This is a genomic window from Stutzerimonas frequens (genome assembly GCF_024448335.1).
Taxonomy (GTDB): Bacteria; Pseudomonadota; Gammaproteobacteria; order Pseudomonadales; family Pseudomonadaceae; genus Stutzerimonas; species Stutzerimonas frequens.
In genome coordinates this window covers 137,757-157,229 of record NZ_JAMOHM010000009.1, presented here as the reverse complement: position 1 = coordinate 157,229, position 19,473 = coordinate 137,757, and the positions used below count along the sequence as shown (strand labels likewise).

The window sequence follows — 19,473 nt, the reverse complement described above, 5'->3', positions numbered from 1 at the left end:
CCATGCAGCCATGCCAGCCACCAATCATTCTTTCAAAGCGCTGGGTGAGCAGGATCAACGGAGATACAAGATGTACGCAGTTATCGTAACCGGCGGCAAGCAATACAAGGTTGCCGAAGGCGAATACCTCAAGATTGAAAAACTCGAAGTTCCGACTGGCGAAGCTGTCACCTTTGACCGCGTTCTGCTGATCGGCAACGGCGACGATGTGAAGATCGGCGCTCCGGTGGTCGATGGTGCCAAAGTCACCGCTGAAGTGGTTGCCCAGGGCCGCCACGACAAAGTGACCATCATCAAGTTCCGCCGTCGTAAGCACCACATGAAGCGTCAGGGCCACCGTCAGTGGTTCACTGAGGTCAAAATCACCGGTATTCAGGGCTAATCGGGCCTGAATCCCCATATAGGAGTATTGAACTCATGGCACACAAAAAAGCTGGCGGTTCTACCCGCAACGGTCGCGACTCAGAGGCCAAACGACTTGGCGTGAAGATGTACGGCGGCCAGGCCATCAAGGCCGGCAACATCATCGTGCGTCAGCGCGGCACCCAGTTCCACGCCGGTTATGGCGTTGGCATGGGCAAGGACCACACCCTCTTCGCCAAGGTCGAAGGCGTGGTCAAGTTCGAAGTGAAGGGCGCTTTTGGCCGTCGCTACGTGAGCGTCGTCGCAGCCTAACTGCGGCGTTGCTGGAAAAGCCCTGTCATGCGACGGGGCTTTTTTGTTTCTGTATCCTGTGAGGCTCTTGCCGAGAACCGCTTGGCGATCGTCCGGTTTTTCGCAAGATCCTTACGTTCTTGTTTCTTAAGCCCGTCCTGCGACGGGAGGCGTTCCCATGAAATTCGTCGATGAAGTATCGATTTTTGTAAAGGCCGGCGACGGCGGTAACGGCATGATGAGCTTCCGTCGCGAGAAGTTCATCGAAAAGGGTGGTCCCAACGGTGGTGATGGTGGTGACGGCGGCTCGGTGTATCTCGAGGCTGACGAGAACCTCAATACCCTGGTGGACTATCGCTATACCCGGCGCTTTCATGCGCAGAACGGGCAGAAGGGCGGCAGTACCGATTGCACTGGCGCCAAAGGCGAAGACCTTATCCTGCCGGTGCCGGTAGGTACCACGGTCATCGATGCGGCGACCCAGGAAATCATGGGCGACCTGACCAAGGCTGGTCAGCGACTGCTGGTGGCGCAGGGTGGCTGGCACGGGCTCGGCAATACGCGTTTCAAGTCCAGCACCAACCGCGCGCCGCGGCAGACAACGCCAGGCAAGCCGGGCGATGCGCGCGACCTCAAGCTGGAGCTGAAGGTGCTGGCGGACGTCGGTCTGCTCGGATTGCCGAATGCCGGCAAGAGTACCTTCATTCGCTCGGTGTCGGCGGCCAAGCCGAAGGTGGCTGACTATCCGTTCACCACGCTGGTGCCGAACCTCGGCGTGGTCAGCGTGGGTCGCTACAAGAGCTTCGTGATTGCCGATATTCCGGGGCTGATCGAGGGTGCCTCGGAAGGTGCCGGGCTCGGCATTCGCTTCCTCAAGCACTTGGCGCGTACCCGTCTGCTGCTGCATCTAGTCGATATGGCGCCGCTGGACGGCAGTGACCCTGCCGATGCTGCTGAGGTGATCCTGCACGAGCTGGAGAAGTTCAGTCCGGCGCTGACGCAGCGTGATCGCTGGCTGGTGCTGAACAAGGCCGATCAGCTGCTTGAAGAGGAGCGCGAAGAGCGCGTCCGGCAGGTGGTCGAGCGGCTGGAATGGAAAGGACCGGTGTTCGTCATCTCCGCGCTGGAGAGCGAGGGTACCGAGGCGCTCAGTCAGGCGATCATGCGTTACCTGGACGAGCGCGCCGTGCGTATCGCCGAGGAGCCGGAGTATGCCGAGGCGCTTGCCGAGCTGGATCGGCAGATCGAGGACGAGGCGCGGGCCCGGCTGCAGGAGCTCGATGATCAGCGGGCGCTGCGTCGTGCTGGCGTCAAGTCGGTCGAGGAGGCGGATGATGACGACTTCGACGACGATGATGATGACGAGGGCGGTGCCGAGATCATCTACGTTCGCTGAGGCGGGCGTTGGGCCGCTGTGAGGCCTGGTTCAGGCGGGTGGTCGGCGGGCTGGCTCGTGCGCAGCCCGATCCGGAAGTGTTTTGGCCGAATGGAAGGCGGGAACGATGCGGGACAAGGTGAGCGGCGCGCGGCGCTGGGTGGTGAAGATTGGCAGTGCGCTGCTGACCGCCGACGGTCGAGGGCTCGATCAGGCGGCGATGGCTGTCTGGGTCGACCAGATGGTGGCGCTGCGAGCGGCGGGCGTCGAGTTGGTGCTGGTGTCGTCCGGTGCGGTGGCTGCCGGCATGAGTCGTCTCGGCTGGGCTTCGCGCCCCAAGGCGGTGCACGAGCTTCAGGCTGCCGCTGCGGTGGGCCAGATGGGGCTGATCCGTGCCTGGGAGTCGAGCTTCGCGCGCTGCGATCAGCAGACCGCGCAGATTCTGGTCACCCATGACGATCTGTCCGATCGCAAGCGCTACCTCAATGCGCGCAGCACGTTGCGCACGCTCATCGATCTCGGTGTCGTGCCGGTCATCAATGAGAACGACACGGTTGTTACCGACGAGATCCGCTTCGGTGACAACGATACCCTGGCCGCGCTGGTTGCCAATCTGGTCGAGGCCGATCTGCTGGTGATCCTCACCGATCGCGATGGCATGTTCGATGCCGATCCGCGTCATAACCCCGAAGCCAATCTGATCAGCGAGGCGCGTGCCGACGACCCGGCGCTGGATGCGGTCGCAGGCGGCACCGGTGGCGCCCTGGGGCGCGGCGGCATGCAGACGAAGCTCCGGGCGGCGCGCCTCGCTGCGCGTTCCGGTGCGCACACGGTGATCGTCGGTGGGCGCATCGAGCAGGTGCTGTCGCGCCTCAAGGCGGGCGAGCGGCTGGGTACCCTGCTGGCGCCTGAATGCAATCGGCATGCGGCGCGCAAGCAATGGCTGGCCGGCCATCTGCAGACGCGTGGCACGCTGACCCTCGACGACGGGGCGGTGCTTGCCTTGCGTCAGGGTAATCGCAGTCTGCTGCCGGTCGGCGTGCGTGCGGTGCAGGGCGCGTTCCGCCGTGGCGAGATGGTGGTCTGCGTCGGACCGCAGGGCGCCGAGGTGGCGCGTGGGCTGGTGAATTACAGTGCGGCTGAGGCGCAGCGCATTCTCGGGCGGCCATCCGACGAGATCGAAAAGCTGCTGGGCTATGTCGATGAGCCCGAGTTGATCCATCGCGACAACATGATTCTGGCCTGAGGTGTTCCATGCGCTTGGCGATTGCGGCACTGATGGTGGGATTGGCCCTGCCGGGCCTGGCGGCTGCCGAGGAGATCGGCGCGGTCGACACGGTGTTCAAGTGGCTCGGGCCGAATCACAAGATCGTCGTCGAGGCATTCGATGATCCCATGGTCGATGGCGTGACCTGCTATCTGTCGCGGGCCAAGACTGGTGGAATCAAAGGTGGCCTGGGGCTGGCGGAGGATCGCGCGGAGGCCTCCATCGCCTGTCGTCAGGTCGGCCCGATTCGCATCAAGGGCAAGCTCAAGGATGGCGATGTGGTGTTCAAGGAGCGCACGTCGCTGGTGTTCAAGACCATGCAGGTGGTGCGTTTCTTCGACGAGTCGCGCAATGCGCTGGTCTATCTCGTGTACAGCGACCGGGTCATCGAGGGTAGTCCGCAGAATGCTGTGACGGCGATTCCGATTCTGCCCTGGCCAGTGACGCAATAATTGCGGTCGTCTCGATCTGTCGGGTGAGGCAGAAAAAGCAGGCACAAAAAAACCGGCGCTAGGCCGGTTTTTTTTACAAGAACCTGCAGTTAGGCTGCAGCAGCTTCGCCGAGGGCCTTGATGTGGCCGTTCAGGCGGCTCTTGTGACGAGCAGCTTTGTTCTTGTGGATGATGCCTTTGTCGGCCATGCGGTCGATGACCGGCACAGCGGCGGTGTAGGCTGCGCGGGCCTTGTCCAGGTCCTTGGCGTCGATGGCCTTGACCACATTCTTGATGTAGGTGCGAACCATGGAGCGCAAGCTGGCGTTGTGGCTGCGACGCTTCTCAGCCTGAATTGCGCGTTTTTTGGCGGAAGGGCTGTTGGCCACCGTCGAACTCCTCGAAAACGTGGGGGTTGCAAAGCAAATAAGGCCGCGAATCATGCCGATGCGAAGGGCGCTTGTCAAGCCTGGTCGAATGGCTTGAGAAGCTGGCCGGACAGATGGGCTGAGGCTAAACTCGCCGCCTCATTTCGTGTCGTAACTGGCCATCGATCAGGCCGGCGCAGGGCGCCCGGTCGATCACTCTCGCTGCAACTCTAGGAAGACAAATGTCCGAAAAAATCGGCAAGGGCGGATTGTTGCGCTCCAGCGCCGTGGTCAGTGTCATGACCCTGCTGTCGCGCGTGCTGGGCATGGTACGCGATATGGTGGTCGCCAGCTACTTCGGCTCCGGTGCGGCGGCGGACGCGTTCTTCATCGCGTTCAAGATCCCCAACTTCCTGCGCCGGCTGTTCGCCGAGGGGGCCTTCGCCCAGGCATTCGTGCCGGTGCTGTCGGAGTACCGCACCAAGCGCACGCTGGCGGACGTCAAGCAGCTGGTGGATCGTACGGCTGGCATGCTGGGGCTCATTCTGGCGGGGCTGACCGCGCTGGGCGTGCTGTTCGCACCCTATGTGGTGATGGTCTTCGCGCCGGGATTTCACGACGATCCGGCGAAAATGCAGCTGGCCGGCGAGTTGCTGCGCATCACCTTTCCCTATCTGATGCTGATCTCGCTGACGGCCTTCACCTCCGGGGTGCTGAACAGCTACGGCTATTTCGCGGTGCCCGGTTTCACGCCTGTGCTGCTCAACGTCTGCATGATCATGTCGGCGGTGTTCCTGACCCCCTATTTCGATCAGCCGATCATGGCGCTGGCCTGGGGCGTGTTCATCGCCGGGTTCGCCCAGCTGGCGTTCCAGCTGCCGTATGTCGCCAAGCTGGGGCTGCTGCCCAGGCCACGAGTCAAGCGGGGTGACGAGGGGGTGCGGCGCATCATGCTGTTGATGGTGCCGGCGCTGTTCGGGGTTTCGGTAAGCCAGATCAATCTGCTGCTGGATACCGTGCTGGCGTCCTTCCTGCAAACCGGCAGCGTCTCCTGGCTCTATTACGCCGACCGGCTGTCCGAATTGCCGCTGGGTGCGTTTGGCATCGCCATCGGCACGGTAATTCTACCGAGCCTGTCGCGCCAGCATGCTGGCGAGGATCCCAAGGCGTTCTCGGCGACTCTGGACTGGGCACTGCGCATGGTGCTGCTGGTGGGCGTACCGGCGGCACTGGCACTGGGCATTCTCGCCGAACCGATGATCGCCAGCCTGTTCTACTACGGCGCCATGAGCGAGGAGGCGGTAGTGCAGTCGGCACGGGCGCTGCAGGCGTACTCGCTGGGCGTGCTGGCGTTCATGCTGATCAAGGTGCTGGCACCGGGCTTCTTCGCGCGTCAGGACCTGAAGACGCCGGTGCGTGTCGCCGTGATCTGTATGGTGGCGAACATGGTGATGAACCTGATTCTGATCTGGCCGCTGCAGCACGTCGGCCTGGCGCTGGCGACTTCGCTGTCATCCATGCTCAATGCCGTGCTGCTTTTCTGGGGGCTGTACAAGATCGGCGTCTATCGGCCGGCACCCGGCTGGTGGCTGTTCGGCCTGCGCCTGGCGGCGGCCTGTGCGGCGATGGTGGCGGTGGTCTGGTGGCTGAACGTGCCGGCCCAGGACTGGTTCCAGTGGGGTTGGCAGCAGCGCGCGCTGCAACTGGGCTTGCTGGTCTGTGCCGGCCTGGCGGCATTTGCCGGCGGGCTCTTGCTGACGGGGTTGCGGCCGCGACATTTGCGGCATTGATCGCCACTGTCCGGCCGATGCAAACCTGTCCGCTCGCCATGTCACATGCGTATAATCGGCCACTTTTCAAGCAAGAAGTGCGGTATGCAGCTGGTTCGAGGTCTTCACAACCTGCGCCCCCGACATCGGGGCTGCGTCGCCACCATCGGTAATTTCGACGGCGTGCACCGGGGGCATCAGGCCATCCTGGCGCGCTTGCGCGAACGCGCGGCCGAGCTGGGGCTGCCGAGCTGCGTGGTGATCTTCGAGCCGCAACCGCGTGAGTTCTTCTCGCCGGACAAGGCGCCGGCGCGGCTCACCCGCTTGCGTGAAAAGCTGCAGCTGTTGAGCGGGCAGGGCGTCGATCTGGTGCTGTGCCTGGCGTTCAATCGTCGGCTGCGTGAGCTCAGCGCGGCCGAGTTCGTCCACGCCACGCTGGTTGAAGGCCTCGGCGTGCGGCATCTTGAAGTGGGCGACGATTTCCGTTTCGGCTGTGACCGTGCCGGCGATTTCGACTTCCTGCTCAAGGCTGGCGCCGCCGAAGGCTTCAGTGTCGAGGCGGCCACCACCATCGAGGTGGATGGCGAGCGTGTCAGCAGCACGCGGCTGCGCCAGGTCCTGGCCGATGGTGACCTGGGCTGTGCCGAGGCATTGCTCGGCAGGCCCTTCGCGATCACAGGGCGGGTCATGCATGGGCAGAAGCTCGGTCGCCAGCTGGGCGCGCCGACTGCCAATGTCCAGCTCAAGCGTCGCAACACTCCGCTCAGCGGCGTGTTCGTCGTGACACTCGAGGTTGAGGGCAATGTGTTCGCCGGCGTGGCCAACATCGGCATGCGGCCTACGGTCGAAAGCGACGGCCAGCCCCATCTGGAGGTCCATCTGCTCGATTACCAGGGTGACCTGTATGGCCGTCTGGTGCAGGTGACCTTTCATCGCAAGCTGCGCGACGAGCAGCGCTTTGCCTCGCTTGAGGCGCTCAAGACGGCGATCGATGCGGACATCGCCGCTGCCCGTGATTACTGGCGGGCTTCATCCCTTATGACGAGTCAGGACTGAAATGACCGATTACAAAGCGACCCTCAATCTGCCGTCCACGGCATTTCCGATGAAGGCCGGTCTGCCACAGCGCGAGCCGGAGATTCTGCAGCGCTGGAACAGCATCGACCTGTACCGGAAGCTGCGGCAGATCGGCGAGGGACGCCCGAAGTTCATCCTGCACGATGGCCCGCCGTACGCCAACGGCAACATCCACATCGGCCATGCGGTGAACAAGGTCATCAAGGACATGATCGTCCGCTCGCGTACCCTTGCCGGGTTCGACGCACCTTACGTGCCGGGTTGGGACTGCCACGGTCTGCCAATCGAGCACAAGGTCGAGACCACCTTCGGCAAGAACCAGCCAGCGGATCTGACCCGCGAGCGGTGCCGCGCCTACGCCGCCGAGCAGATCGAAGGGCAGAAGGCCGATTTCATTCGTCTCGGCGTTCTGGGCGACTGGGACAACCCCTACAAGACCATGGACTTCGCCAATGAGGCCGGGGAAATCCGGGCGCTGGCCAAGATGGTCGAGGGTGGTTTTGTCTTCAAGGGGCTGAAGCCGGTCAACTGGTGCTTCGACTGCGGCTCGGCGCTGGCAGAGGCCGAGGTGGAGTATCAGGACAAGAAATCCGATGCCATCGACGTCGCCTTCGATGTCGAGGACGCCGACAAGCTGGCCGCCGCGTTCGGCCTGGCCAGCCTGGCCAAGCGCGCCAGCATCGTCATCTGGACGACCACGCCCTGGACCATTCCGGCCAACCAGGCGCTGAACGTGCATCCCGACTTCGTCTATGCGCTGGTGGACACCGGCGAGCGCCTGCTGGTGCTGGCCGAAGAACTGGTCGAGTCCTGTCTGCAGCGCTATGGCCTGGCCGGTGAAATCATCGCCCGTTGCGAAGGCAAGGCGCTGGAGCTGATCCGCTTCCGTCATCCGTTCTACGAGCGCTTCGCTCCGGTCTATCTGGCCGACTACGTGGAAACCGGTGCCGGTACTGGTATCGTCCATTCGGCGCCCGCATACGGCGAGGACGACTTCCGCTCCTGCAAGCACTACGGGATGGAGAATGACGACATTCTCGGCCCGGTGCAGAGCAACGGCGTCTATGTCCCGGATCTGCCGTTCTTTGGCGGCCAGTTCATCTGGAAGGCCAATCCGGCGATCGTCGAAAAGCTCGCCGAAGTCGGCGCGCTACTCAAGCATGAGTCGATCCAGCACAGCTACATGCATTGCTGGCGACACAAGACCCCGCTGATCTACCGCGCTACGGCGCAGTGGTTCGTGGGCATGGACAAGGTCGCCCACGACGGCAGCTCGCTGCGTCGCCGTGCACTGGATGCCATCGAGCAGACCGAGTTCGTCCCGGCCTGGGGGCAGGTGCGTCTGCACGGAATGATCGCCGGACGTCCGGACTGGTGCATCTCGCGCCAGCGCACCTGGGGCGTGCCGATCCCGTTCTTCCTGCACAAGGAAAGCGGCGAACTGCACCCGCGCACCGTCGAGCTGATGGAGCAGGTGGCGCAGCGCGTAGAGCAGGGCGGTATCGAGGCCTGGTCGAAGCTGGACGCGGCCGAGCTGCTCGGCGACGAAGCAGCGCAGTACGAGAAGATCACCGATACCCTGGACGTCTGGTTCGATTCCGGCACCACCCACTGGCACGTGATGCGCGGCTCGCACCCCATGGGCCACGAGCAGGGGCCGCGTGCCGATCTATATCTGGAAGGCTCCGATCAGCATCGCGGCTGGTTCCATTCCTCGCTGCTGACCGGCGCCGCCATCGACGGGCACGCGCCATACAAGGGGCTGCTCACCCACGGTTTCACCGTGGACGAGAATGGCCGCAAGATGTCCAAGTCCCTCGGCAACGTCATCGCGCCGCAGGAGATCACCGACAGCATGGGCGCCGATATCCTGCGTCTGTGGGTCTCGGCCACCGACTATTCCGGCGAGATGGCGGTTTCCAAGCAGATCCTGCAGCGCAGCGCCGATGCCTACCGGCGTATCCGCAACACCGCGCGCTTCCTGCTCTCGAATCTCGACGGTTTCGACCCGGCGCAGCACATGGTGCCGAATGATCAGCTGATTGCGCTGGATCGCTGGGCCATCGACCGTGCGCTGCTGCTGCAGCGCGAGATCGAGGAGGCTTACACCACCTACCGGTTCTGGAACGTTTACCAGAAGGTGCACAACTTCTGCGTGCAGGAGCTGGGCGGCTTCTATCTGGACATCATCAAGGACCGCCAGTACACCACCGGCGCCGACAGTCTGCCGCGGCGTTCCTGCCAGACGGCGCTGTACCACATTGCCGAGGCGCTGGTGCGCTGGATCGCACCGATCCTGGCGTTCACCGCCGAAGAGATCTGGCAGTACCTGCCGGGCGAGCGTAACGAGTCGGTGATGCTCAATACCTGGTACGAAGGGCTTGCCGAGCTGCCAGACGGCTTCGAGCTGGGTCGCCCGTTCTGGGACAAGGTCATGGAGGTCAAGGCGGCGGTAAACAAGGAGCTGGAGAACCAGCGCAACGCCAAGGCCATCGGCGGTAACCTGCAGGCCGAAGTCACCCTGTATGCCGAGGAGTCGCTGGCCGGCGAGCTGGCTCGTCTTGGTAGTGAACTGCGCTTCGTTCTGATCACTTCGGCGGTAGATATCGCGCCATTGGCGCAGGCGCCCGCCGAGGCTGTGGACAGCGAGTTGGCCGGTCTCAAATTGCTGGTCCGCAAGACCGAGCACAGCAAGTGCGGCCGCTGCTGGCACCATTTGCCCGACGTGGGCAGCCATGCCGAACACCCGGAAATCTGTGGACGCTGCGTGGAAAACATCGAAGGCGCCGGTGAGGTCCGTCACTATGCGTGAGTCCGTGCAGCCGATCGTAGGCTGGGCTTCAGCTCACCATCACGATGCGGTCTTCACTGCTGCTGGACTGATGCGCGCTCTGCCGCGTCGTGTTCCTGCGGAGGCCATTGCATGACGGCGCGTTTCGGCAAGCTTGCCTGGCTCTGGCTGAGCGTATTGGTCATCGCCCTCGATCAGGCCACCAAGCACTGGTTTGAGGCCAATTTCAGCCTGTACCAGAAGGTCGAGGTCATCCCCGACTACTTCGCCTGGACCCTGGCCTACAACACCGGTGCGGCGTTTAGCTTTCTGGCCGACCACAGCGGCTGGCAGCGCTGGCTGTTCGCGGCGATCGCCATTGGCGTGAGCGTCGTGCTGGTGGTCTGGCTCAAGCGCCTGAAGGCCAGCGAAACCTGGCTCGCCGTTGCGTTGGCTTTGGTATTGGGGGGCGCTTTGGGCAACCTCTATGACCGCGTGGTGCTTGGTCACGTGGTCGACTTCATCCTGGTGCATTGGCAGAACCGCTGGTACTTCCCGGCGTTCAACATCGCCGATAGCGCCATTACCGTAGGCGCCGTGATGCTGGCGCTGGATATGTTCAAGGGCAACAAGACCGGAGAATCCGCACATGACTGAACAGCGCATTGGGCCGGACAAGGAAGTCACCCTGCATTTTGCGCTCGGCCTGGAGACGGGCGAGCTGGTCGACAGCACGTTCGACAAGAAACCGGCCACCTTCAAGGTGGGTGACGGCAACTTGCTGCCGGGTTTCGAGCAACAGCTCTATGGGCTGAAGGCCGGTGACAAGCGCACCCTGCAGATTGCTCCGGAGCAGGGCTTCGGCCAGATCAACCCGCAGAACGTGCAGGTCATGCCGCGCAGCCAGTTCGCCGGGATGGAGCTCTCCGAAGGCTTGATGGTGAGCTTTCAGGACGCGGCCCGCACCGAGCTGCCGGGGGTCGTGAAAGCCTTCGATGACAATCAGGTCACTGTCGACTTCAACCATCCTCTGGCTGGCAAGACCCTTACGTTCGACGTCGAAATCATCGACGTCAAACCGGTGTAACCGGCTCGCAGCAGCGGGGGCGTTCGCGTCCGCCGGCTGACGAAGGGCACCCGAGAATGCCCGCACGTATCGCGTTACACTCCCCCGTCATCAAGCCTTCGCGTGCCGAGACCCATCATGCAAATCAAACTCGCCAACCCTCGCGGCTTCTGCGCGGGTGTAGATCGCGCCATCGAAATCGTCAACCGCGCTCTGGAAGTCTTCGGGCCTCCGATCTATGTGCGACATGAGGTCGTGCACAACAAGTTCGTCGTGGAAGACCTGCGTGCCCGCGGTGCGGTCTTCGTCGAGGAGCTGGATCAGGTGCCGGACAACGTCATCGTCATCTTCAGCGCCCATGGCGTTTCGCAGGCCGTTCGGCAGGAAGCGGAGAAACGCGGCCTGAAGGTATTCGACGCCACCTGTCCGCTGGTGACCAAGGTGCATCTGGAAGTGGCCAAGTACAGCCGTGAAGGGCGCGAATGCATCCTCATCGGCCACCAGGGCCACCCTGAAGTCGAAGGAACCATGGGGCAGTACGACGCGCGCAATGGCGGCGCGATCTACCTGGTCGAGGATGAAGAGGATGTTGCCCAGCTGCAGGTGCGCAACCCCGAGGCCCTGGCATTCGTCACCCAGACCACGTTGTCCATGGATGACACCAGTCGCGTCATCGACGCGTTGCGCCGCAAGTACCCGAGCATCGGCGGTCCACGCAAGGACGACATCTGTTACGCCACACAGAACCGCCAGGATGCGGTGAAGCAACTGGCCGATGAATGCGACGTGGTACTGGTGGTCGGCAGCCCCAACAGCTCAAACTCAAACCGTCTGCGTGAGCTGGCAGAGCGCATGAACACCCCGGCCTATCTGATCGACGGCGCCGAGGACCTCAAGCGCGAGTGGTTCGAGAGCGTCGAGCGCATCGGCATCACTGCCGGCGCATCGGCACCTGAGGTGCTGGTGCGTGGGGTAATCGAGCAGCTGAAGGAGTGGGGCGCCACTGACATGAATGAATTGGAAGGGCGGCCGGAGAACGTGACGTTCTCCATGCCGAAGGAGTTGCGGTTGAAGGCGGTTTAAAAAGCGTCGCTGGCGGCTAGAAAAACCCGGCAAGCGCCGGGCTTTTCTAGCCGTTAGTTTATTTCCAGCACGCTTCGACGCTTTTTGTCCCGCTACGACCCTTTACGCCGCGAGCGTTTAGGGTCAGATTTCCGCAGGCTGCATCTCCAAAGTTCTGCGTTGCCGTCAGCGTATAGCCGCCATCGTTGGCGGCCGTACCTACCGTTAAAGTGTATTTCCCATTGTCCGAATTGACGGTGGTACCGCTAGTGCCGCGCAGGCCCAGTTTGGCAATGTCTGCCGCGGCCGTTACATAACGATTGTTCTGTGCAAAGAAGCGCTCCTGACTAGCCGCTGCGTCATTGAGCAACGCTTGTCCCTCACTGCGATTGCTACGTTGGACATATTCGGTGTAGTTGGGGTACGCGATAGCAGCAAGTACTCCCAGAATGCCGACCACTATCATCAGCTCAATCAGAGTGAAGCCACTGGTTCGTGCGGTCACGGCTGCTCTCCCAATTCAACGCTACGCACCGAGTCAGGATACAGATAGAGCGACTCGATGATTGAGTGTGGCGAGGCTTCAGTGCCACTGAAGCCGATGAGGTAGCCCGGCTTTAGCTGGAGAATCGCCGGGGTTCCGTTGATCACGGTTTTATTTGGCAGGGCGTACGTAACCCTCTCGACTACCACAAGATTCTGGCCGAGCCGAACGTCTTCAATAGTGCCCACGGCTTCAAAGGTCGCTGCCTTAGCGAAGCCTGATAGGAATATCAACGATAGCGCGGTAAGCGAAGCTCGCAATCTGATGCTCATGTGGTTAATTCCCTATTGGGCGCCAGCTTTGGCGACCGAGGCTGGAGGGGTCTGGGAACACTGGCTTGCATTCCAGGCCGGTGCATAGCTCGTACTTAGTATCAGGCCCTTGCCCCAAGGTCAGGCCGCCTTCGCCGTCCTGGCGTACCGCGGAAATGACCGTGTCGGGATTATTAGCACTGCGGTGGTCGACGAAGGCATGATGCAGGGTGCGCCCCCCCGTCTGGGGGTTGATTGCGTAAGTCCAGGTTTCGACGCCCGACGAGCATGGGTCAGCATTGGGTACTAAAGTCTGGAAAAACAACGTCCGACCTAAGGTAGCCATGTTCTCGATCATCATCTCGCTATTAAGCGGTAAATCGAAGACCCAACCATATTTGTGGCCAGCATCGTCCGTCCACTGAGGGTTGGTAGGCGTTGGTGGAATGGCCCATTTCACGCCATTCTGGCTCAAAAGACGAGCGTCACGGCCGGTAACTTCGCTTTCAAGCGTAGCGTTCATTGATTGCGCCTGAAGCTGGCTCCTGACTAGGTTGGCTGGCTGTAAGCCGTTCTTGGGATTGAGTGTGTCAGTGTCCCAGATGCCATAGATGCTTTGCGTCGTGGATGAGCCGTCCTTGTCGCCCTCTTCGAAATATTTTCCTGTGCCGAAAACAACCAGATATCCATGCAGCGTCGGGTGACGGATGATGGAAGGCGCCGCGGTGATCGGTTGGCGCACACCCTTGTCAGTGACGGCCTTGAAAAGAGGCTTGTTGGAGTAGGAAACCTTGAATCCTATCTCCGCCGTGCTTGTTTCATTCTCCAGACGAGTATAAGGGGCTACCATATCTTCTGGAGTAAGGTTGAACCGCCAGAGATTTCCTTGGAGGTCGCCGGCATACGCAAAGTCCGCGACACCGTCAGCGTTAAAATCAGTCAATTTCGGCGTCGACAAGCCATTACTTACGCCTTCCGCCCCGCTGACTTCCAGGCTCTTGGTGAGTTCGCCGGTTTCCATGTCGATAATCAGCAAAGCTGCCTTGCCGTTGTCCTTGTTGCTGCTGTCGTAGCCATTTCCTGTTACCACAGCCCACTTGCCGTTATGCAGTCTTGCGATCGTAGGTTGTGGGAAGCTGTAGCCCAAACGAACATCGTTGCTGCTGGGAATGGAGTTGTCATGAAACTCCCACAAGAGCTTGATCGCAGTAGGCTCGGTGACGTCCAGCGCGAACAGTCCCTTTCCGCCCGCCCGCAAGGTACCAACCAACACGGTCCGCCATTCGTTGCCTATGAAAACGTCGGCAACCACTGGTGAGCCATCTACGTAAAATTGGTGATGAGCGCCCTGGTAGCTTTTCCCCGTGAGCTTATGCAACTTTGGAAAAACTGCGGTTGGAACGAAGGCAAAGGATTCATGCCCGGTTGCGGCGTCGAAACCGTGAAGCATCCCATCATTGGCTCCAACATAGACGCGAGGCGATCGTTCTCTTTGCAACGTGACAAATTCGGCGTAGTCGCTTCCCGGGTGCAGGCGTTCCGCATAACTGCTCAAGTAGCGAGCCCCTCGTACCGTCACGGGTTTTGAAGCAATCATGTCACCGAGAACTGTACTGCGTTTGCGAAAAAGCGTCCCTTCTTCGCTTCGGTCCCCTTTGAGGAAATCCAGGCGCAACTGTGCGTTCGTGCTATCAGTTTCCAGAGTGTCGCCATCATCCGGATCTTGTCGCAGGAAATAAGCGAGTGTGCCAGCTGTATTTGCGTCCCCGGCATGGCTCCAAGTCAGATCAGTGAGACCATCGGCATCGCCCAGCGTCCCACCGGTCGAAGCAGCAATGGTGATGTTCCGGCCGGTGCTGCGGCTGGCAAGCTTTTCACGGGCGCTCCATTCCTCGGTAGTCGTAACCTCGTAGAGACCAGTTACGGCGTTGAGCGTTTTCGTCTTCAGATACCCCTTGATATCGCCAGCCCAGCTCTCATCGCTTGAATAAGACGTTTGATAGGCATAGCTGACTAATCCGCCAGTCCCGTCATCCTGCATGCCGGAGTTAATGGCTGGGCTGGCGGCAGAGGTGGTGCGTTCAGCGATACGGCTTAGAATATTAGCGAAGGCCGCAACGAGACTGTCAGGCGAATCTGAGCTGAAGAATTCGCCCCGCGAGTTAATTGCCGCGTGCCAGACGTCATACACGTTGTCAGGGTCGTCGTTCCCAACTCCCGGCCAGCGTTTGCCGTTAGTCCCCATATTCATCAGTTCGCTATGGTTGGCGAACGTTGAACCACCCCAAGTGGGGGCGGTAGCCTGCTGTAATGAATTGGTCAGACCCAAGCCTACGGTAAAATTAACCATGTGCTGCCAATTGGCAGGGTTATTGCGTGGGTCTTTTTTGTCGTTCGCTTCGTTTCCGGTTTCAAATGGAAGATATGGGCGGATATTGTTGGCTATGTCAGGGCGAAGGTCGTTCGCCCAGTAATAATATGCCCAGTCAGCCAAAGTGTTTGCTTGATCATCTTTGTAGGGGTAGTCAAGTTCGCCATCATGATTTGTTGTGCCGCTGGGCCTTCCGTTCCACATGCCGTCGGTCATCAATATATGATAGCTCGCGCGGCATGAGTACTCACTACCATCGTCATCTCTGTAGGCTTTAGAGTTGTTCTTGAGGAAATCGCCAGCACGCATCATCGCGTTATGCAAAGGCGTTCCGCCTGATCTAGGTAGTTCGCTGAGCCAATTGAAGAAATTCACGCGGTGCTCGCCGGAAAAGCGTCCAATGGTATTAGTGTTGCATGTTCCGCTAGTTGTGCCGGCGCCTATTGCGCAGGTGTTAAGTGCACCCCAGGTGAGCCGCACATTTTCTGGTAGGGTATAAAAGGCGAGATTCGCCGCGGTGCGAGTGGCAAGGTTTCTTGTGCGATAAAAAGAATACCAGATCGCAAAGTTTCGACGTTGCTCCCCAGTAACTGAAACCTTGGTGAAGCAACTGTCTGCCGGCTTTGCTGATGGCTTGCTAGGGCATGTGGAGGTGCCTGCATTGTAGTTGTAGTAATAGAAGTTATCGGTTGTTGTGGTGGTGCAGCCCCACTTGTTGCATTGCTCCGTTACCTTATATAGCGTGGCCTTGCTTCCGTCTGGATTGAATCCGTCAACGGGTACCGCCGAGTATTCTGTGGGTGCACTGTACTCTTGGACTACAATTTCGCCAGAGCTGTCCAGGCTCAGTTTTTTGGGTAGCCTGTACGTGTGGTTTGGATTGTAATACATCGAGTTGGTTGCGTTAGATTTTAACGCAATGCCCCAGTTTGACCGGCCGTCGGGCGCATAGTCCCATGCCATGCTCCCCGAGTCATCTAATGTAACCAGAAGGTTAGGCGCAACCCCCTCGGTAAGAGAGAGAGGTTGTTGGGATACTGCGGCGCTCGAGCTCAAAGGTGCAGTGAAGATGGCGGAGCCAATCGCTGCTGCAATCAAAGTTCTCGCTATGCCAGAACAATTAGCGATCATATTCATATTCCTTAGTTGTTCAGGCCAACGTAGACATTAGCGGCTGTTGACTGCACGGCTAGCCGGTCGTCGGCTTGTCCATTTATCTGATAAAAATAAGTGCCTCGGCCTTCCATTACCGCCCCATACTCTGCATTCAAAGCTGTGGCGTCATCTTCGCCAATTGAAATTAAATGCGTGTTCCAGTAAGCGCCGAAATCGGTAGATGTCTCGTTATCATTTCCAGCTATTCTGCCGCGGTAAGGCATCCAGGTGATGAAGTCGGTTGCGTCGGCGGCATCCGTGTCGGCGCCCGTTTTGTTTTGAGCTGAACTATTTTTAAGGAATGCCAAAGGGTCTAGCATGAAGGCAAGACGATCGGCTTCATCGCTGATGTTGAGCAAGCAAGGACGGTTGGCGCCGTTTGCTAGCAACACATTGTTCTTTTGGCAGTTACTTTGGCTGGGCTCAAGTTTGTCGCGTAAATATGCCGGACCATAGAAGCGAAACTCAGCTTCACGTAGCGCTGCACTGGCTGCACCCTTCAAGCGCAAGTTCTCTGCACGGTTACCGGTTATTCTAGATTCCAGAACGACGCCGCGCATGCTAGAGAGTGCGAGCACAGTCATGATTAGCAGCATTACAAGCGCGACCAGCAATGTAGCGCCGCGCTCCCGTACAGGCAGAAAGGCGGTCATGGCATCAAGTTCCTGATTGTCTGTGTGGCGTGAGCTACCTGATAGATGCGGTTGCCGTCTCCATCAGCAAGACGTGCTTTTGTCGTGGCATCAGCAGAGTCGTACCAGTTGCTGTAAACCGAGGACTCGCTGTCCCGTTGGCCTTCGTTGCTCGCAAGAAGAAGTGAGTAACGCACCGCGCGTATCGGGCCGTTGTTCTCGCTCCATGCGCTTGCACTTACGAAGCGATTGCTGCCTTCGGTGAGTTTTCTTTCCAGTAAGTCTTTGCCGCCCACTCCGAACTCAAGCCGAAAGTCAGCGACACCCGAGATGAGTTCTACGTAGCTTGGATTGTTCGCCGTCACATTGCTGCACTCCAAGGTGCCGGAGTTCAGGTCTTGCGGATCGGTACCAGGAACGTACTTGATAGCCAGAACAATGAGGCTGCTGGTGGGCGCGGGCTTGAACGCAGTGGTATCGGTGAACGCGGGGCTGGCATTGCCATGGCAATCGAGTTCACCACTGACTACTGGCTGATAGCGTAGACATATACCTAGCCCGTCAGTAGTTGCGGAAACAGCGCTTCCTTTCCCGAACTGTTTGCATCCGGGATAGGACTTCTCCGGAAATGCTTCTTCGATTAGCTGGTCCGGTGCGCGGCGGTAGCCCGCTTTGCCAAGGTACTCGTTCAGTATCAGGGCAGCGAAGCGGCTGTTTTCTTGGTTGCCGGTCTGATTCTGCTGGAAGAGCTGAGTGCGCTTGTTGTCGAGATATATCTGGCTTATGCCTAGAAGTAGAAAGCTGCTGATGGCGAGGGCTACCAGAAGCTCGATCATCGACAGCCCGCGCTGCGCATTGAGTTTATGGGTGCTCATAGTTCGACTCGGGTTCTGTAGATACAGGTGGTGTCGTTGGGGGCTCTGTCATCAGGGCAGGTGCCAGCTTTTACCGCCCATGCCAATTGAATTTCCAGCATGGAGCCTTTGTCGTCACAGGTACCTGGAGCAGAGCTGCGACAAACATAGAAGGCCTCTTCAAATAGAGCTGCTGCATTCGGTAGTGCTGCCTGTGCTGCTTCCACCCAGCAGTTGCGCATCTCCAATGCGCTTTTAGGGTTGCTCACGCAAGCCACCGGAGCAGTTGAGAAATCACTTCCTGCGTCCTTGTAAAACGGGGATGCGTCTTTGAATCCACTGTAAAACGGCTCCTTCGGCGGCGCCTTTTCAAAGAGCTCTTCGGGATTGGCTCGAATGATTTCCACATAGTCATCTGCCAGCATGACTGCGGCGTTTCTCTGTACCGAGTCTTGTGTGTACTGAATGCTGCGACCTTGCATTGCTACCATGCCAAGGATGCCAATAGTGGTGAGCACCAGGGTTACCATCACTTCGATCAAGCTAAAGCCTTTGCTGTTTTTCATGCTCTTCCTCATGGCTCGCAGCTAGTCAAATTGCTGCCATCGACGTCTTTGCCGCGCGGATGCAATCGTGCTGCCCCGCTGGACTGCACTTCCACGACGAATCCGGTATCGGGGTTGTCATCAAGGCAGAGTGTGATCAGCGCCGGGGTCGCAGTGCCATTCGTCCGGTACGTCACGTTAGCCACGTCTGCGAGCATCTGAGCTTGAGCGGGGGTGTGCTCCAGCTGACGTTCATTGTTGCCAACAGTTAGGATCCACGGGCCGTTATCGTCTACAGCGATCGAGGCGGCGGTCCTCTGTGTCACTGCTTCGCCCCGGGCGTACTGTAAGAAACCTACCAACTCCTCGGCTTTGCTCTGCAAGCGTGTCTTCTGGATAAAAAACGTGAAATTCGGGACTGCCATGGTCACCACGATGGTTAGCAGTGCCAAGGTGATCAACAATTCGATCAGGGTGAATCCATGCATGTCGCGACGGCGTGACATGGTGTGCTCCATAGAAATTCTTGAGCGGATGATGGGTTCGCAGCGGCCTGTTGTCCTGCTGCCAGAGATAATCGGCCAGTTTGTGGCGATGGCCGGTAACTGAGCTGTTTCTTATGTGAGTCGTTTCACAATCAATAATCCGGTCGCCGGCTTGATGCAGGGCGTTCAGCGTTAATTGCAGAGGGTGCTGTCTTTGTATTCAACCGTGGGTACTTTTCTGAGTCGTCCCTGCCGGCTGAGTTTGAGCTGCCAGGCTACCTTCGAATCGTGGCATTGATAGAACGACCCGTTGTTTAGCGTGGTTCCGTTGCTACGAAAGCGAATGGATTGTCCCATTCCCTTCCATCGAACGTCGTTTCCAGGCGCTAATTGAGTGACGTTGAGAGTTTTCTGCGCGCCAGGGCTGCGTACCAGCCAGCCTCCCGTCCAGTCTGAAACACAGTTCGTCGCATCTTTCGAAGCGCATATTTCGATGGGCTCCTTTCTCATGACCGCCGCTGCTCTGGCGCCTTGTACAGCTGTCCAGAGCTCTTCAAGCAGAGCTTTCTGGCGGCTTCGCGTGATAAGCGTCTCAACGGCGGGTACAGCCATCGAAACGACAATCCCGAGTACTGACACGGTGATCAGAAGTTCAACAAGCGTGAAGCCTTGACCTCGATTAGGCATGGTGCGGTTCCTTTGCACGTATGATGCGCAGCCATCCTGGCCGCTGTCTGTGCATGTGGATGTTCAACGATGCACGAGGCCTCTTTTAAAGCAGGTCGCCTGTCAGTCCA

At 59.4% G+C, this 19,473-nt stretch carries 20 protein-coding genes; 11 read left to right on the top strand and 9 right to left on the bottom strand.

The genetic code is table 11. The features are described from left to right. Window positions 1–70 precede the first annotated feature (70 nt). From rplU to NAO55_RS14105, 5 genes are all read left to right on the top strand, one after another. Entirely contained in the window at window positions 71–382 is a 312-nt protein-coding gene (gene rplU / locus NAO55_RS14125) for a 50S ribosomal protein L21 (protein ID WP_013981863.1), read from the top strand. 35 nt (window positions 383–417) lie between these two features. After that, entirely contained in the window at window positions 418–675 is a 258-nt protein-coding gene (gene rpmA, locus NAO55_RS14120) for a 50S ribosomal protein L27 (RefSeq protein WP_011912146.1), read from the top strand. Between the two features lie 157 nt (window positions 676–832). After that, window positions 833–2,050 carry an Obg family GTPase CgtA gene (gene cgtA, locus NAO55_RS14115; RefSeq protein WP_102840517.1) on the top strand — a complete coding sequence of 406 codons (1,218 nt, stop codon included), beginning with the start codon at window positions 833–835 and terminating at the stop codon, window positions 2,048–2,050. Window positions 2,051–2,156: 106 nt separating this feature from the next. Next, entirely contained in the window at window positions 2,157–3,275 is a 1,119-nt protein-coding gene (gene proB / locus NAO55_RS14110) for a glutamate 5-kinase (protein WP_102840518.1), read from the top strand. Window positions 3,276–3,283: 8 nt separating this feature from the next. Beyond that, window positions 3,284–3,748: a CreA family protein gene (locus tag NAO55_RS14105; RefSeq protein ID WP_014595902.1), complete on the top strand. Its 465-nt coding sequence runs from the start codon at window positions 3,284–3,286 to the stop codon at window positions 3,746–3,748. Window positions 3,749–3,837: 89 nt separating this feature from the next. Here NAO55_RS14105 and rpsT read toward each other — a convergent pair whose 3' ends face one another. After that, the gene (gene rpsT / locus NAO55_RS14100) at window positions 3,838–4,116 is read right to left on the bottom strand and encodes a 30S ribosomal protein S20 (RefSeq protein WP_003288018.1); all 279 of its coding nucleotides are present in this window, start codon (window positions 4,114–4,116) and stop codon (window positions 3,838–3,840) included. 221 nt (window positions 4,117–4,337) lie between these two features. Between rpsT and murJ the strand changes: the two genes are divergently transcribed. The 6 genes from murJ to ispH all read left to right on the top strand — a co-directional run bounded on the left by murJ (window position 4,338) and on the right by ispH (window position 11,860). Further along, the gene (gene murJ / locus NAO55_RS14095) at window positions 4,338–5,885 is read left to right on the top strand and encodes a murein biosynthesis integral membrane protein MurJ (protein WP_084898826.1); all 1,548 of its coding nucleotides are present in this window, start codon (window positions 4,338–4,340) and stop codon (window positions 5,883–5,885) included. A gap of 84 nt (window positions 5,886–5,969) precedes the next feature. Then, the gene (gene ribF, locus NAO55_RS14090) at window positions 5,970–6,920 is read left to right on the top strand and encodes a bifunctional riboflavin kinase/FAD synthetase (protein ID WP_102840519.1); all 951 of its coding nucleotides are present in this window, start codon (window positions 5,970–5,972) and stop codon (window positions 6,918–6,920) included. Between the two features lies 1 nt (window position 6,921). After that, window positions 6,922–9,753 (top strand): isoleucine--tRNA ligase, encoded by a 2,832-nt coding sequence (gene ileS, locus NAO55_RS14085; protein WP_102840520.1) that lies wholly within the window; start codon window positions 6,922–6,924, stop codon window positions 9,751–9,753. Between the two features lie 111 nt (window positions 9,754–9,864). Beyond that, the gene (gene lspA / locus NAO55_RS14080; protein ID WP_014595905.1) at window positions 9,865–10,368 is read left to right on the top strand and encodes a signal peptidase II; all 504 of its coding nucleotides are present in this window, start codon (window positions 9,865–9,867) and stop codon (window positions 10,366–10,368) included. Further along, window positions 10,361–10,798, top strand: a complete 438-nt coding sequence (fkpB, locus tag NAO55_RS14075; protein WP_102840521.1) for an FKBP-type peptidyl-prolyl cis-trans isomerase — start codon at window positions 10,361–10,363, stop codon at window positions 10,796–10,798. Before lspA ends, fkpB begins: the two co-directional genes overlap by 8 nt. Before the next feature lie 117 nt (window positions 10,799–10,915). Beyond that, window positions 10,916–11,860, top strand: coding sequence for a 4-hydroxy-3-methylbut-2-enyl diphosphate reductase (ispH, locus tag NAO55_RS14070; RefSeq protein WP_102840522.1), 945 nt, complete (start codon window positions 10,916–10,918; stop codon window positions 11,858–11,860). 58 nt (window positions 11,861–11,918) lie between these two features. Here the strand turns inward: ispH and NAO55_RS14065 are convergent, their stop codons facing one another. The 8 genes from NAO55_RS14065 to NAO55_RS14030 form a co-directional block, all read right to left on the bottom strand. Continuing rightward, a complete protein-coding gene (locus tag NAO55_RS14065) occupies window positions 11,919–12,344 on the bottom strand; it encodes a type IV pilin protein (protein ID WP_256070218.1) in 426 nt (141 codons plus the stop codon). Beyond that, window positions 12,341–12,655: a PilY2 family type 4a fimbrial biogenesis protein gene (locus tag NAO55_RS14060; RefSeq protein ID WP_102840523.1), complete on the bottom strand. Its 315-nt coding sequence runs from the start codon at window positions 12,653–12,655 to the stop codon at window positions 12,341–12,343. The genes NAO55_RS14065 and NAO55_RS14060 overlap by 4 nt, the downstream gene beginning before the upstream one ends. 4 nt (window positions 12,656–12,659) lie before the next feature. Further along, window positions 12,660–16,136, bottom strand: a complete 3,477-nt coding sequence (locus NAO55_RS14055) for a pilus assembly protein (protein WP_232244582.1) — start codon at window positions 16,134–16,136, stop codon at window positions 12,660–12,662. 11 nt (window positions 16,137–16,147) lie between these two features. Further along, a complete protein-coding gene (locus NAO55_RS14050) occupies window positions 16,148–16,813 on the bottom strand; it encodes a pilus assembly PilX family protein (RefSeq protein WP_102840525.1) in 666 nt (221 codons plus the stop codon). Further along, window positions 16,810–17,667 carry a PilW family protein gene (locus tag NAO55_RS14045; RefSeq protein ID WP_102840526.1) on the bottom strand — a complete coding sequence of 286 codons (858 nt, stop codon included), beginning with the start codon at window positions 17,665–17,667 and terminating at the stop codon, window positions 16,810–16,812. Before NAO55_RS14045 ends, NAO55_RS14050 begins: the two co-directional genes overlap by 4 nt. Next, a complete protein-coding gene (gene pilV, locus NAO55_RS14040) occupies window positions 17,664–18,212 on the bottom strand; it encodes a type IV pilus modification protein PilV (protein ID WP_102840527.1) in 549 nt (182 codons plus the stop codon). Before pilV ends, NAO55_RS14045 begins: the two co-directional genes overlap by 4 nt. Window positions 18,213–18,220: 8 nt before the next feature. Continuing rightward, on the bottom strand, window positions 18,221–18,697 hold the full coding sequence (locus NAO55_RS14035) for a GspH/FimT family pseudopilin (protein ID WP_063544308.1): 477 nt from the start codon (window positions 18,695–18,697) through the stop codon (window positions 18,221–18,223). 171 nt (window positions 18,698–18,868) lie between these two features. After that, the gene (locus NAO55_RS14030) at window positions 18,869–19,363 is read right to left on the bottom strand and encodes a GspH/FimT family pseudopilin (protein WP_102840528.1); all 495 of its coding nucleotides are present in this window, start codon (window positions 19,361–19,363) and stop codon (window positions 18,869–18,871) included. Window positions 19,364–19,473 lie beyond the last annotated feature (110 nt).